This is a genomic window from Marinobacter denitrificans, from assembly GCF_008795955.1.
In the GTDB taxonomy this organism is placed as follows: domain Bacteria; phylum Pseudomonadota; class Gammaproteobacteria; order Pseudomonadales; family Oleiphilaceae; genus Marinobacter; species Marinobacter denitrificans.
This window is the reverse complement of sequence record NZ_VMHN01000001.1, coordinates 1,071,092-1,085,543: the sequence shown is the minus strand read 5'-3', so window position 1 is coordinate 1,085,543 and position 14,452 is coordinate 1,071,092. Positions and strand designations below refer to the sequence as shown.

Here is a 14,452-nt window from a genome sequence, read left to right as displayed (position 1 = left end):
GCCTGCGGCCGCAAACGGCGGGTAAACAGGTCGAAAATTCTCTGAATTGTTATTCAGATTATGTGCCAGTTTTTTTACTTGGGGTTGTTTCAGCAGGTTAGGAAATGAGAGCTGTGTCGCAAAACAGACTCTGTAAAATATGCCGACACAATTTGTTCAGCGTTCGCTCAGCTTCTTGCGGGTTTCCAGCCGGCCCTTTCGGCGGATTTCTGCATTCGCAAAGCGGCGTTTCTGCTCCTCGGTTTCCGGTGTTACCGCGGGCACATCAATGGGTTTATCGTTCTCGTCCAATGCCACAAAGGTGAAGAATGCCGACAGTATGTGCCCGCATTCGCCGGTGTAGCTGTTTTCGGCTTCCACCCGTGCCCCGATTTCCATCGACGACCCCCAGCTGCGGTTGAGGGCAAGGTTGAACAGCAGGGTGTCGTTGCCCTTCGCAGGGGCGCGGAAATGAATTGAATCGACGGCGGCGGTCACACAGACATGCCCGGAATGACGCTCGGCGACCACCAGGGCGAGACGATCACACTTTGCCATGATCATGCCCCCGAACACCGTCTCATGGGAGTTCATGTCATTCGGGAAGACCTTGTAGACGTGTTTGCCGATGGCGGAGGTCGAAACCGGTCTGGCGGCTCTGTGTGGCATGGAATTGTCTCCCCTTGATGGATGTATCGCTACTATACCGCTCAGGGGCTCTGTTTAAAGCGTTCGATCCGCTCCCCGGTCACCGGGTGGCTCGACAACATGTCCTCAAGCGCCTGCCATCGGCTGGTTTCTTCGTCCGTCTCCAAGGCTTCTTCCTCGCTACGGGAGGTCATCAGCCGCTCCATGATATTGGCAAAATGGCTCGGGTCTATGCCGTTCTCTTTCAAGGTTTCCAGGGCATAGGTGTCCGCCTCGCGCTCCATGTCTCGGGAGTAGGACAAGCTCATTAACACGGCGGGCACCACCACGGTAGCATCAGAAAAGGCAGACAGGTCGCCGGTCATCATCACGATAAGCCAGAAGGTGAGGGAAGATTGCACCATTCCCTTCATGCCATGGCGATGGGCCACGTGGCCGATTTCATGGGCGAGTATGGCGGTAAGCTCATGGTCGTCTTCGGCCAGGTTCACCAGATCGTCAGTGAAGATCAGCGTACCGTCTGGCAGTGCCATGGCATTGGCGCCGATCGCTGGGGAGGACCGGAAAATAACGTTGATATCCTGACCCTCAACCGGCACCAGGAAGGGTTGGAAATGCGTCTGCAACGCTTGCTGGCGCTCCTCCGGAAGACCGGAGGGCTCCAGCCAGGTACTGTCCAGGGTACTGAGTGTGGATTCGCCCACCTGTTCTGCAATGGAAGCCGGAAGCGCATGCGCCACGGCCTGGGCTGCCCAGGGCACACCCCAGACAAAGGCCGCGCCGGTGGTCGCGATAGTCACTACCACCGCAACCAGAATTAAACCCAGATGGTTTTCCAGCTTGTGCAGCAGGCGATGGCCGCGACCATGGCGGGTCTGCCGGCCAAGCTGGTCCACTCCGTCGTTGTCTTCCGTTTCGAAAACACCGTCTTCAGGGAGGTAAAGATAGCGTGGAGTATTGCCAATCCGTGGTGCTATCTCCACGTCAGCAGATGAGAGCTGCAGGCGGGTATCGCCAGCGTCCAGAATGACGACGCTGCCGGCGGAGCGCAGTACCGCGCTCCGCCTTCGGGAATCCCTGCCGGAATAGAACTGGCCTTCGATGGTGACTTCAGATTGCTGCGAAGTCGACATCAAAGGCATCCCCCAGTTCCTGACCCAGCGCGCTGGTACGATTCTTCTCCGCCGCCACAAAGTGGTTCAGGTCGCCGCGTACCATCATGGCCGTGCAGGCGGCACGGTACCGCGCCATCCGCACCTTGGCCCAGGGCGTGAAGAGCCCCAGGGTGATCACCACGAGGAAGCTGTTGGACAGGTAAATCCAGGTCATCTGCACGGGCTGTAGCCGTGACTCAAATTCATGGCTGTCAAGATGAACGGCGCTGAGGAAAAGGTTGGCAATGCCAGCCATGAAGTAGCCAAACAGGGTCAGGTAGCCGACCACCGCAATAATGGAGCCGAGAGTGAAACCGACATGCTGCATGGCCAGAAAGGCAGTAACACCGAAGCCGATGGCAATAAGCAGTCCTTTGCCGAAGAAGCGGTAGTATGCGCCCGTATCGGCTTTCAGCTGGAATTCGGTGGTGCCATAGCGGCTGCCGTTGGCGATGAACTCGTGGGTTTTCTTCATCACCAGCGGGGTGAGCAGCAACAGGGTCAGCATGTTCAACACCGGCCACACAAAGGTCACCATAAAAGCCGCGCCGTATCTGCCCTGGAAATCGAAGCGGATGTTGCGGTAGGCGCTGTTAATGGCCTTGAATCTCAGAGAGCGGACCATGATCCAGGGCACCAGGGGGATAAAGGCAATGGCGAAGACGACAGCCGCTTCAACGTACATTTCCGAAAGCACCACGTAGGCCACCAGTACCGCCAGTGCAATAAGGCGGCCCTTGAGAATGGTGATGGGGCTGGCCAGGTACTGGAAACTGGCCCCGTCCATGCGAGTGTTGCCATAGAAATATTGGTTGTTCCGCACCGTAGCCCAGGCGGAGTATATGCCCAGGGTAACAATGGTGAGCAGAATATTGACGATCCATATGCCGAAGTACTCGCGACCGCTGCCGGTAAATTCAAACGGCGCTTCCTGCATTGGCCCCGCCGCGCCGGGTTGTGATTGGCGGGTATCGGTTGAGGCCGGTGGTGGGGTGTTTGCGTCAGCCCCCGCTTTAGTGACTGCTGCCCGGGGTTGTGCTGAAATCTGTACGGCGGCGCCGGCTTTGGTCAATCGTTCGTGGTAAATCAGCGCCTCGTCATGGCTGAGGCCTGATTTCAGGGTGGTGCGGGTGCCGGAGAAAAGGCTTGCTGTGCGCTCGTCGGATATCCGGAACAGGGCTTTGATATTGTCCCTCACTTCCGCGTCATTGAAACCTTCGAGTGTCTGTCCTGCAAACGTTATCTGGTAGAGTTCCGTGTAAAGTTCCTTGGTCATGACTTCCCTTAAACCTGTTGTTCCCTGATGAGGTGCTTATGTCACCCGTGACTGTGAGAATTTGCGAAGACTGCGTTCGTGCATGCACAGGTGCGCCCTCACGGTGAAAGTTACCAGAAATTCATGAAATATACGTGACGATGGACTCAAATAGCGTAGTTTGAAACGGCAGAAAACCGTCACTATGACGAACCGGAGGAGCGGCAATTGACCACAGAGCAGGGAGTTGTATTCGCAGTCCTGGCAGCCACGCTGGCGCTGTTCGTATGGAACCGGTTGCGGTTTGATGTGGTTGCCATGCTGGCGTTGCTGGCCATTGCCATTGCCGGGCTGCTCCCCACTGAGGCATTGTTTGCGGGGTTTGGGCACCCGGCCGTTGTCACGGTGGCGGCGGTTCTTGTGGTCAGCCAGGGCCTGGTGAACGGTGGTGTGGTGGATAATATTGCCCGATTGCTGGGCAAAGTGGGCCACCGTCCGACACTGCAAATCCTTACCCTCACCGGCGTGGTGGCACTGTGTTCCGGGTTTATTAACAACGTGGGCGCTCTGGCGCTGTTGATGCCGGTGGCGGTGTGGATGTCCAGGGAGTCGGGGCGCTCTCCCTCACTGCTGCTGATGCCGCTGGCATTTGGCTCGCTGCTTGGCGGCACCATGACTTTGATAGGCACCCCTCCGAATATCATCATCGCCAGTTATCGCGAAGGCGCAAGCTCGTTCGGATTGTTTGATTTTGCCCCGGTGGGTATAGCCATCACGCTTGCCGGTATTGCCTTTATAACACTGGTGGGGTGGCGCCTGACGCCGAAGCGAGGTAAAGACAGCGGGGAGGATGACAAGCTCTTCAGCGTAGGCGACTATCTGACCGAACTCAAGATTCCCGAAGGTTCGTCCTACGCCGGCGCTACTTTGCACAACCTGTTGTCGGATAGTGGTGAAGACAAGGACGTGGTGGTGCTGGCGTTGATCCGCGACGATAAACGCCAGTTAGCGCCGTCCACGTACAGGGTGTTGAAAGAGAACGACCTGCTGCTGGTGGAATCGGATACCGAGAGCCTGCAGGCGTTCCTGGATAATACCGGGTTGGAGCTGGGCAGCCGTGAAAATGAAGAGCCGGAGAACGAAGAGGGCGAACAAAACGCTGAAGACCGTAAGAAGGATCTCAAGGAAGGTGATGTTCAACTGACAGAAGCTGTTATCAGCCCTGAGTCGTCCCTGGTCGGTCAAACTGCAAACCGACTCAATCTGCGGGAGAGGCATGGCATCAATATTGTCGCTGTCGCCAGGCAGGGGCAGCGGCTCAAGCGGCGTCTGGGTGATATTCGCTTTAACGCGGGGGACATCCTGCTGGTTCAGGGCAGTGAAGACACTCTGACCAGCACACTCGCCAGCCTTGGTTGCCTGCCCCTGGCAGAGCGGGGTCTCCGCCTGGGCTCACCTCGGAAAACCATGCTTGCCAGTAGCGTTTTTATCGCCAGTATCATTGCTATTGTCAGTGGCTGGCTGTCAGCACCTGTAGCGTTGGTAGCCGGAGCTGTTGCCATGGTTCTGACAAAACTGATAGACGCGCCAGGTGCCTACAAGGCCATCGACTGGTCGGTGATTGTGCTGCTGGCGGCAATGATCCCGGTCGGGCAGGCACTGGAAACCACTGGTGGCGCCGAGCTGATTGCCGGCCAGATGCTGGCATTCGGTGGCGGCCTTGCCCCGTCAGGGGTGTTGGCCATGGTGCTGGTGGGCACCATGCTGCTGTCGAATGTGGTAAACAATGCAGCGGCTGCCATACTGGTTGCACCTATTGCTCTTAGCCTGTCGGCGGAACTGGGTATGGCGTCCGACGCGGTGCTGATGGCGGTTGCCGTTGGTGCCTCCTGTGCATTCCTGACGCCAATCGGTCACCAGTCCAATGCATTGGTGTTGGAACCTGGTGGTTACCAGTTCGGTGACTACTGGAAGCTGGGGCTGCCGTTGTCAATACTGGTGACCGTTGTCGCAGTGCCAATGATTCTGCTGGTATGGGGATAGGCTGGCAACCGAAAAAGCGGCCGTGGAATCATCCAACCGGCGGAGTGTGAACGTACATGGAGAACGGTGGGCAATGGCTGCCCGCCGAAGGTAGGGAGTTAATGTGGCATTAGCAGGGAACGGAAACCATTGGTGGCGTCGCAAACCGTCGGTAACCTCTGTGGATGGCCGGGTTGAGGCCATCGACTTCGCCAGGGGTGTCGCCGTCACGCTTATGATCCTGAGTCACGGCGTCAAGGGCCTGCTTGATTTCGAGCAGATCCCGGACTGGGGCATGGTGCCGATTCATGCTCTTACCAAGTTCTCTTCCACCCTGTTCATCATGGTATTCGGCATCGCCCTGGCGGTAGCATTCCTGCCCCATGTGGGCAAAGATTCCTGGCCGCGGAAGCGGCTCAAACTGCTAATGAACGGCGTTATCATTTTCTTCTGGTACAAGGTGCTCACTGTAGTGGAGATGTTCCAGATCGCCGAGCCGGAACAGGTCATTGATGCCTTGCTGTACCAGACATTCCCTTCTTTTGTTGAAATACTTGGGTTTTATGCCATTGCACTGATGTGGGTGCCGTTCTTCCTATCATTGTGGGTCCGTATGCCACTGTGGCTGCGGGTTTTGAGCCCGGTTCTGCTGGTAGTGATCGCCGAGCTGCTGGCCGCACGTTTTGATTTCTGGGGCAACGCCTCCGTACGGGCGATCCTGGTCGAGCACGATGAACTGTATACCTGGGGCCAACTGTCGCGCGGGCCGCTGATCCTGCTGGGGCTGCTGGTAGGTGAGCTTGTCCTCTTCTGCCATTCACACCTGAAACGGCGGATGACCCTTGCCGGAGGCTTGGCAGGGTTGTCTATCCTGCTGTTCGGTGTGTTTCTCTGGGTGGGTTTACCGGACCTTCACGATACGCTGTATGCCATTGCCATGAATGATGGCAAGCACCCACCTGAATTTACCTTCATGGTGTTCAGCATGGCCGGCGCCCTGGCGATACTCGGCCTGGCTATCGCTGGTGGAGGTACTCTGGCGCGAGTGTTGAAGCCAGTGACCATTATCGGTACTGACGCCAAGGCCGCGTTCATATTTCACATTTCCGTCATCTTTGTGGTCTTCCGTTACCTGCTCGGATACTGGCAAAGTATCTCCTACGAGTATGCCCTTACACTTACTTTCGGACTGGTCATCGGAACTGCCTTATGGATCAAACTGACTGCGTGGACGCGCACTGTTCGATGAGAACCCCGCCCTGGGTCGTGACTATCCTGGCGCTACTGCTATCGGTGTTTGCGGTATCCGTTTCAGCAGATTGGAAAACAGATCTTGAACAGCGTTTGGGTGAGATAGACGAAGACTACCCCGGTGAACTCGGAGTGTTTGTCCATAACCTCAAGAATGATGAGAAAGCAAGTCTGCGGGCAGACGAGCCCTGGTACCTGGCCTCCACCGTCAAGGTACCGGTTGCAATGGCTGTCATGGAGACGATTGATCGTAAAGACATGACGCTGGGCACCACAGTAACGCTGGAACCGACTGACTTCGTGGACGGAGCGGGCGAAACCAACTGGAAGTCTCCCGGTGACAAGGTCACGGTGCAATACCTGCTTGAGCAGATGCTGATTCACAGCGACAACACCGCAACGGATGTGTTGATCCGGTTGGTGGGCATGGAGGCCGTCAATGAACTGGTAGCCGTGAACACCGACGGTGGAATCGGAAAGGTAACTACGCTGGCAGATGTTCGCCGCCACGCCTACAGCCATTTTCACGAGGGGGCGATGGGTCTTTCCAGTGCTGACATGTTTGCTATCAAGAAGGCGGGTACCGGACGCAACCGTGTCCAGGCTCTGGCCAAAGTGCTGGGCGTAACGCCGGACGAGTTCCTGTTGTCGGATCTGGATTCCGCATTTGATAGCTACTATGGCTCAGGTCTTAACTCTGGCAGGCTGGATGATTTCAGTATTCTGTTTGAGGCCCTGGCCAAGAACCAGGTGCTTGGCAAGAGCAGTCGCGACTATCTGTTGTCGGTGTTGGAGAGGATTGAAACGGGTGATAACCGCGTCAAGGCTGGTCTGCCTGAGCATGTCAGGTTTGCCCACAAAACCGGCACGCAGCACAGAAGAGCCTGTAACATAGGCCTGGCTACTGTAAAGGACCACCCAGGCGTCATCATCGCCGCATGTGGCCGCCACACTGCAGACCTGGCAGCCTCGGAAAAAGCATTCCGGCAGGTTGGTAAGGCGGTTGCCGACACCGGCGTATTTGGAGAAGACTAGCTTGGACAAGACAATCCTGTTGGCAGAACTGGAAACCGCCCGGCAAAGAACCCGGGCGTTGATAACGTCGTTGCCGGAGGAAAGGCTGGACGTGCCCTACCACCCGGGGGTCAATCCGCCGTTGTGGGAAATGGGCCACGCGGCCTTCTTCTATGAAGTGTTTGTGTTCAACCTGCTGGATGGCACGCCCAGTTACAACCCTGCCATGGATGATCTCTGGGACTCCTTCCACGTGGACCACCGCGATCGCTGGTGCCGGGACCTGTTTCCCGGGCGAGAGGAAACACTGGCGTATTTCGATACCATCTATGACCGCGTGGCCGGGAGAATCCGCGACAAACCGCTTACCGATCAAGAGCTTTATCTCTATCGCTATGCCATCTTCCACCAGAACATGCACATTGAGTCCCTGATCTGGTGCCGGCAGACCGTGGGTTACCCGCCCGCCCCGGATTACACCGATGAACGGATTGCTCCCGGAGACCTGATCGGCGGAGATGCAGTGATACCGGCCGGCAAGTGGCGGATTGGCATGCCCGGCGAATCCGGGGACTATGCGACGTCGGACTTTGCCTTCGATAACGAGAAGCCAGGGTTTGAAGTGGAGCTGGAGTCGTTCGCCATTTCCCGTTTGCCAGTCTCTAATGCAGAGTTTCTGGCATTTGTGGAAGACGGGGGCTACCAGCGGCCGGAATTCTGGTCGTTTGGTGGCCGTAAATGGCTGCAGACCGAAACCGATATCTCCCTCGTTCACGGTCGCTCTGAACCTGTTTTGCATACTCCGAAGCACCCGCTTTACTGGCGCTGGCACGACGCCCAATGGCAGGAGCGGTTTTTCGATCGATGGCAACCACTGAATCCCGATGCGCCGGCGTGCCATATCTCCTATTGGGAAGCAGAAGCCTGGTGCAACTGGGCAGGGCGGCGCTTGCCGACCGAATATGAATGGGAGGTAGCTGCTCTGGGTAACCGGATGGGTGAGCCGTTCAGACGCTTCCCCTGGGGCAACGATCCGGTAGGGTCGCAGCATGCTGATATGGGTGGCCGGGCCATGGCGCGGAACCCGGTCCGGGATTTTCCGGCCGGTGACAGCACCTTCGGGTGCCGCCAGATGATCGGCGGTATCTGGGAGTGGACCAGTAGCCAGTTTTTCCCTTACGACGGCTTCCGGATTGATGTGTATCCCTTTATGTCGACGCTGCAGTTCGGGGATCACAAGGTTACCCGTGGTGGCAGTTGCGCTACCTCGCCAAACCTCATCCGTGGAACCTATCGCCAGGCCTATCTGCCGCAGAGAAATGATGTCTACACCGGGTTCCGCACCTGTGCGCTCCCGCAAGCCGGACCGGATAACCGCTGAGGATCAGCCATGAACGTGTATGAAACCGACGAACTGCTCGGTCAGTATCTGGGATTCCACTTCGGGGAGAGTTACTTCGGGGTTGGCAATTATCCGGCCCGTTGTGCCGGCATCTGCCAGGAACTGATGGCCGGCCGGGAGAAGCGCAAGGCTCTGGACCTGGGGTGTGCTGTTGGCCGTACGACCTTCGAGCTCGGCAGGGTGTTTGAGCAAGTGGTGGGCGTGGATTTGTCCCGACGCTTCGTAGATGCGGCGCACAACCTCCGGCAAGACGGAGAGATCGATTATTTTCGCCGGGACGAAGGCGAACTGGGAACGCGAATCACCATAAGTCTTGAAGAACATGGCCTGGCGAGGGCCGCCGAGCGCGTCTCTTTTGCCACAGGTGACGCCTGCCACCTTGGGGAAGAGTATCGGGACTATGACCTGATTTTCGCCGGTAACCTGATAGACCGGCTGCAGGACCCCGGCGCATTCCTCGCGGATATTCATCAGCGTCTCGCCGAGGGTGGCACATTGGTCGTCAGCTCTCCCTACACCTTGATGGAGGAGTTTACGCCCCGCGGTAACTGGATAGGCGGTTTTGAGCGTAACGGCGAGCCGCGAACGGTGCTTGCTGGCATGCGGGAAATACTGTCTCACCACTTTGAAGAAATACAGCCGCCACAGGATGTGCCGTTTGTGATCCGGGAAACCCGGCGAAAGTTCCAGCATACCATCGCTGAACTGAGCGCCTGGCGCAGAATTCGCTAACGCCAGGGTGGTGGATCGTTGAGATGGTGGCGATCAATCCCTGCGAGTGAAAAAGGCGGTCTGGGAGGGGTGACCGATATCGGGAACAAACTCGCCGATGCCACCGAAACGAACCTCGTAGCCATTGCGGTCGGCTACGCCCCGGGCCCAGCGCTGGAACTTGAGCCGGTCCCATTCGAACTTGTGGTCTTCCTCGCGGAACTCTCCCGGCGCCAGATCGAACAGCGGGTTGTACTCCCGGTTCGGAGTGGTCATGAACAGGCAGCCCGGGCGGTATTCCCCGAACACAGCCCTCTCAACCCGTGAAAGCTGCTCCGGGTGGACATGCTCAATGGTTTCGACCATTGCCGCCGCATCATAGCCTGCCAGAGCCGCATTGCTTTCAGCGTAGGACCCCCGGATCAGGTGGACTCTGGCAGGCTCTTCGTTAAGGTAGTCTGCCAGTACTGACCGGGCCTGGCGCAGGGAAATGCCGGAGTCCTCCAGCCCGGTAACCGTCTCGAACTGACGATCGGCCAGCAGGCGGTAGAGCAGCGAGCCCGAGCCGCAGCCCAGGTCCAGCACCCGCGTCGCGCCTGTCGCCTTTAATGTGCGGAACACGAAATTCAGACGCTCTTCATGCAGTGAAGTCATCTGCGTCATCGTGTGTTCGTTGGAGCCCATGGGCTCATGCATCAGGATGTTCCCGCAGTTTGTGGTGGTAGGGCAGGCCGGTGATCCCGGATGTGGCTCGCCAGTGCCACACCGGTTTCGCTCATGGTGAGATAGGCTTCGTCGGCGCCTGCCTCCCGGATTTTTTTGGCTTCATCGGCATACATGGTGTGGGCGACCACGTAGCCGGTAAACCCTCTGCGGCGCAGCATCCGGGCCGCGATCAGTTTACCCTCGATGTCATTCATGGCAAGGATGACTGCCTCCACTTCAGGCATATGCAATCCCTGCCAGAAGGTATTATCTTCGGCGTCAGCAAATACCACATTACGACCTTCTGCCTGGTGTTTCTGTGTTTTTGCCGGGTCTGAGTCCAGCCCTATTACCTCAGATTCTGATTCCCGCAACCAGTCGTAAGCAGCCGTGCCGGTTCTCCCCATGCCCATGACCAGAACCTTGGTGTCGCCGAGAGAAATGGGCTGCTCATCCGGATGATGGGTCTGGCTTTCAAACTTTACCAGAGTACCAGACCAACGTTCATACAGAGCGTGAGCATAGCGGTTAACCGGGGCGGAAATCACGAAAGACAAGGACACCGTAATCGCCAGGGGAATAAGCCATTCAGGTAGTGCAACACTGGCGACAATCAGGCCGAACTCACTGTAATTGGTCAACGATAGGGCGCTGAGGAAGCCGCTTCGGGCACGCAGCCGGAACAGTAACAGCAGCAAAAAAAACAGCAGCCCTTTTAGCGGCAGAACGATTGCGGCGACTGCAGCAAACACCAATGCCTCTCCATCCGGGAGGCCGCCAATACCGATTTGCAGGAAAAAGCCTACCAGGAAAACTTCCTTTACACTCCAGAGAGACTTGGCGAGTTCCTGGGAGCGGGGATGATTGGCCAACATGGCACCGAACACCAGGGCGCCCAGTTCCGAGCTCAGCCCTACCGCCTCGAAGCCAAGGCCTCCGACCACAAGGGCCAGCAACAACCCCAGCAGAACCAGTAGCTCATCGTGGCCACTGGCGTCTAATAGCCTGAACAGCAAGGGCCTTAGCAGCGGCAGGCCAAATACGATCAACGCCCACTGGGAAGGCGTCTGGCCAGCGGCAAGGCTCATCACTACCAGCGCGAGCAAGTCCTGCATGATCAGGATGCCGATGGCGACGCGGCCATGAAAGGCCCGCAGCTCCCGTTTGGTTTCCAGTACCTTCGCGGCCAGCACCGTGCTGGAAAAAGAGAGGGCAATGGCCAGTATGAAGGCCGTTTGCCAGTCCAGATCCATGAGCAGGTAAAGACCGGGAGTGAAGACTACACAGGTGATACCGAAGTGCAGCAAGCTTCCGCCAATAACCTCAGCGCTGACAATGGAACGGAGTTTCAGCTTCAGGCCGACAGTAAACAGAAGCAGCAGCACGCCCAAGTGGGCGATATGCGCAAGTACATCGGTGGCCTCAACGGCGATGTCGGTGGCGGCGGAAATGCCACTGAGCACAAACCCGGCGGCAAGGTAGCCTACCAGCGGGGGCAGGCCGATGGCCTTGACCAGCAGGCCCAGGGCAAAGGCAAATGATATCCAGATGGCTTCAGGCATGGACTACTTCACGGTTGAAAGTCAGGGCTAGGGAAAGGCTACCTCGTTTCTGCCAGAAACTCACGGAAGAGTTGAGCTGATTCCTCCGGCACCTCCACCATGGGTGCATGCCCGACACCTTCGAGAAGTACCTTCCGGGCATCGGGTATCTGTTCAATAAACACATCTGCATTGCGGTAGTTGATAACCCGGTCTTCCTTACCCCAGATAACCAGAACGGGCGCATCGATACGGGTAATGGCATTGCGGAAATCCGGCTCGTAGCCGGTATCGCGGATGGCAGCGAAGATCACCTGGTTGATCTCACGGTTGGCGATGGCCTTTTCTTCCATCACGTCGTAGATGGGCCAGGGCACAAAGGGTTTTTTCTCCAGGGCAAAGTCAACCAGGCGCCTGAAATCCCCTTCCTTTGAAGGGATAAGGGGGTTGTCGCCTTCCACCACGAGGGCTACCAGTTCGCTGTCGTATTCGAAGATTCCGGCCGGGTCGAACAACACCGCAGACTGAATCTGGTCCGGATAGGTGGCTGCATAAAGTGCAGTAATGGCACCGCCCATGGAATTCCCCATCATATGGGCCTGCTCAATACCCAGTGCTGCAAGGATTTCCGACAGGTGTGCCACCTGATCCTCGAATCGGTAACCCAGGTCCAGGGCCTTGCTGCTGTCGCCATGACCAGGCAGGTCAATGGCGTAGACGTTGAATTCATCGGTCAGCTCCCGCGCCAGCCGGGTCCAGTTGTCCTTGTTGGCGCCAAACCCGTGGACGAGCACGATGGTTTCCCCCTCCACTGGCTCTTCATTGCTCAGGTACGCTATGGTCATGTCGTCCACCTGAATACGAGACATTTCAAGACCTGCTCCGGAACGCTCCCAGCCGATAGCGTTGTCATAAAGGGTCTGGCGGGAACAGGCGCTGATCAGCAGTGTGCTCATCAGCAGCACAATAACGGGTAGAGCGGGACTTGTTTTCATTCAGGGCGTGCTCCTTGCGGACGGGTTTCAAACGTCTGTTTGCGAAAGCGCTTACACTACCCCAAAAACGGACCCGGTCAAGGATCCCGCTGGGCCGCTTTGTGAAACGCATCAAAGCATCTACTCTATTTAGCGTTTCTCAGTAACCATCATGAGGTTGTCGTTATGAAAATTAGAGCCGCAGTTTTGCGAGCCATCGGGGCGCAACGTCCATACCAGGAGACCCGCCCCCTGGTAATTGAAGAGCTGGAACTGTCTCCACCCGGTGACAATGAAGTGCTGGTGCAGATCAAAGCCGCGGGCCTTTGTCATTCCGATCTCTCAGTTATTGATGGAAACCGCCCCCGGCCGGTACCTATGGCTCTGGGCCACGAAGCCGCAGGCATCGTTCAGGCTGTTGGCAACGGCGTTCGCGACCTGAAGCCGGGGGATCATGTGGTTGCAGTGTTCGTACCCAGCTGTGGCCACTGCGCACCTTGCGCAGAAGGACGTCCGGCCCTGTGCGAGCCGGCCGCAAAAACCAATAACGCCGGTACCCTGGTCAGTGGTGAGCATCGGCTTCATCGGGCGGACGGCACCCCGATCAACCACCATCTCGGGGTCTCTGCGTTTGCAGACCACGCGGTAGTTTCGCGGGATTCGCTGGTCAAGGTTGATGCCGATCTGCCTTTTCACCACGCGGCCCTGTTTGGTTGCGCGGTATTGACCGGCGTGGGTGCGGCGATCAACTCCGCCGATATCAAGGCCGGCCAGACCGTCGCCGTCATCGGCCTGGGTGGTGTCGGGCTGAATAGTGTGCTGGGAGCCCTGGTGGCCGGCGCCGGCGAGGTGATTGCCATTGATCTGGATGACAGCAAACTGGCCCTGGCCAGAGAGCTCGGCGCCACCCACGCTTTCAACTCAAGGGAGGAGGGCTGCGTCGAAAAAGTCAGGGCACTGACCAATGGCGGGGTTGATTGTGCAATCGAGATGGCCGGATCTGAAAAGGCGCTGGAATTTGCCTATCAGATCACTCGCCGTGGCGGCACCACGGTCACCGGCGGCCTTGCACATCCTGAAAAGAAAGTGTCCATCCAGCAGGTGAGTCTGGTGGCAGAGGAGCGCACCCTGAAGGGCAGCTATGTGGGCAGTTGTGTGCCCGTTCGTGATCTTGCCCGCTATGTCACCCTGTTCCGTCAGGGCAAGCTGCCGGTGGATAAATTGCTTAGCGATACCCTGACGCTGAATGAGATCAATGAAGGGTTTGAGAAACTGGCTTCCGGCAAAGCCGTCCGTCAGGTGGTGCTGTTCGAGTAGGTCTTGGTGCAACGAAGCTGGTAACGGAGAAGTCTGTGCAACGACATGAATTTGGTGTTCTGTACCCCATCACTACCCGATGGATGGATAACGATATCTACGGCCACGTGAACAACGTGACCTACTACTCCTACTTTGATACAACCATTAACCGGTACCTGATTGAGGTTGGTGGGCTGGATATCAATAATTCGCCGGTGGTGGGATACGTGGTCAGTTCCAGCTGTCAGTTCAAAAAACCGGTGGCCTATCCGGATGCCCTGGACGCCGGGCTCAGGGTGGTCAGGATTGGAAACAGCTCGGTAACCTACGAGCTGGGGCTGTTCAGGAACGACGAGGCGGACCCGGTGGCGCTAGGTGAGGTGGTCCACGTGTTTGTTGACCGTGAACAGGATCGCGCGGTTGCGCTTCCCGAGCGTATTCGCGAGGCGCTTGAGCGTATTCTGGTTACCTGACTCGCTGCCTGCGTTCATTGATCA

13 protein-coding genes are annotated in these 14,452 nt (G+C 57.4%); 7 read left to right on the top strand and 6 right to left on the bottom strand.

The genetic code is table 11. The features are described 5' to 3' along the window. Positions 1 to 156: 156 nt before the first annotated feature. Genes FO268_RS05060 through FO268_RS05050 form a run of 3 tightly spaced genes read right to left on the bottom strand, consistent with a single transcriptional unit; the run spans position 157 to position 3,057 of the window. A complete protein-coding gene (locus FO268_RS05060; protein WP_150990384.1) occupies positions 157 to 648 on the bottom strand; it encodes an acyl-CoA thioesterase in 492 nt (163 codons plus the stop codon). Between the two features lie 41 nt (positions 649 to 689). Then, positions 690 to 1,760, bottom strand: coding sequence for a M48 family metallopeptidase (locus FO268_RS05055; protein WP_225316500.1), 1,071 nt, complete (start codon positions 1,758 to 1,760; stop codon positions 690 to 692). After that, positions 1,738 to 3,057 (bottom strand): YjgN family protein, encoded by a 1,320-nt coding sequence (locus FO268_RS05050; protein ID WP_150990380.1) that lies wholly within the window; start codon positions 3,055 to 3,057, stop codon positions 1,738 to 1,740. The genes FO268_RS05055 and FO268_RS05050 overlap by 23 nt, the downstream gene beginning before the upstream one ends. A 207-nt stretch (positions 3,058 to 3,264) precedes the next feature. On the opposite strand from FO268_RS05050, the gene FO268_RS05045 reads away from it, so the two are divergent. The 5 genes from FO268_RS05045 to FO268_RS05025 all read left to right on the top strand — a co-directional run bounded on the left by FO268_RS05045 (position 3,265) and on the right by FO268_RS05025 (position 9,457). Beyond that, positions 3,265 to 5,079, top strand: coding sequence for an SLC13 family permease (locus tag FO268_RS05045; protein ID WP_150990378.1), 1,815 nt, complete (start codon positions 3,265 to 3,267; stop codon positions 5,077 to 5,079). A gap of 103 nt (positions 5,080 to 5,182) precedes the next feature. Beyond that, complete coding sequence (locus FO268_RS05040) at positions 5,183 to 6,307, top strand: heparan-alpha-glucosaminide N-acetyltransferase domain-containing protein (protein WP_202336537.1); 1,125 nt, start codon at positions 5,183 to 5,185, stop codon at positions 6,305 to 6,307. Then, positions 6,268 to 7,344, top strand: coding sequence for a serine hydrolase (locus FO268_RS05035; RefSeq protein ID WP_150990377.1), 1,077 nt, complete (start codon positions 6,268 to 6,270; stop codon positions 7,342 to 7,344). The genes FO268_RS05040 and FO268_RS05035 overlap by 40 nt, the downstream gene beginning before the upstream one ends. Position 7,345: 1 nt before the next feature. Next, complete coding sequence (gene senA, locus FO268_RS05030) at positions 7,346 to 8,704, top strand: selenoneine synthase SenA (protein ID WP_150990374.1); 1,359 nt, start codon at positions 7,346 to 7,348, stop codon at positions 8,702 to 8,704. A gap of 9 nt (positions 8,705 to 8,713) precedes the next feature. After that, positions 8,714 to 9,457 (top strand): putative 4-mercaptohistidine N1-methyltransferase, encoded by a 744-nt coding sequence (locus FO268_RS05025; protein ID WP_150990373.1) that lies wholly within the window; start codon positions 8,714 to 8,716, stop codon positions 9,455 to 9,457. A gap of 33 nt (positions 9,458 to 9,490) precedes the next feature. On the opposite strand, the gene FO268_RS05020 is transcribed toward FO268_RS05025, so the two are convergent. From FO268_RS05020 to FO268_RS05010, 3 genes are read right to left on the bottom strand one after another with little or no spacing between them, the layout of a single operon-like run. After that, positions 9,491 to 10,132 (bottom strand): methyltransferase domain-containing protein, encoded by a 642-nt coding sequence (locus tag FO268_RS05020; protein ID WP_150990370.1) that lies wholly within the window; start codon positions 10,130 to 10,132, stop codon positions 9,491 to 9,493. Then, positions 10,132 to 11,703, bottom strand: coding sequence for a cation:proton antiporter family protein (locus tag FO268_RS05015; protein ID WP_150990368.1), 1,572 nt, complete (start codon positions 11,701 to 11,703; stop codon positions 10,132 to 10,134). Before FO268_RS05015 ends, FO268_RS05020 begins: the two co-directional genes overlap by 1 nt. A 38-nt stretch (positions 11,704 to 11,741) precedes the next feature. Further along, the gene (locus tag FO268_RS05010; protein WP_150990366.1) at positions 11,742 to 12,677 is read right to left on the bottom strand and encodes an alpha/beta fold hydrolase; all 936 of its coding nucleotides are present in this window, start codon (positions 12,675 to 12,677) and stop codon (positions 11,742 to 11,744) included. 165 nt (positions 12,678 to 12,842) lie between these two features. Here FO268_RS05010 and FO268_RS05005 point away from each other — a divergent pair, with 165 nt between their 5' ends. Both FO268_RS05005 and FO268_RS05000 read left to right on the top strand, forming a co-directional pair. Further along, positions 12,843 to 13,973: a zinc-dependent alcohol dehydrogenase family protein gene (locus tag FO268_RS05005; protein WP_150990364.1), complete on the top strand. Its 1,131-nt coding sequence runs from the start codon at positions 12,843 to 12,845 to the stop codon at positions 13,971 to 13,973. Between the two features lie 35 nt (positions 13,974 to 14,008). Beyond that, a complete protein-coding gene (locus tag FO268_RS05000) occupies positions 14,009 to 14,428 on the top strand; it encodes an acyl-CoA thioesterase (protein WP_150990363.1) in 420 nt (139 codons plus the stop codon). Positions 14,429 to 14,452 lie beyond the last annotated feature (24 nt).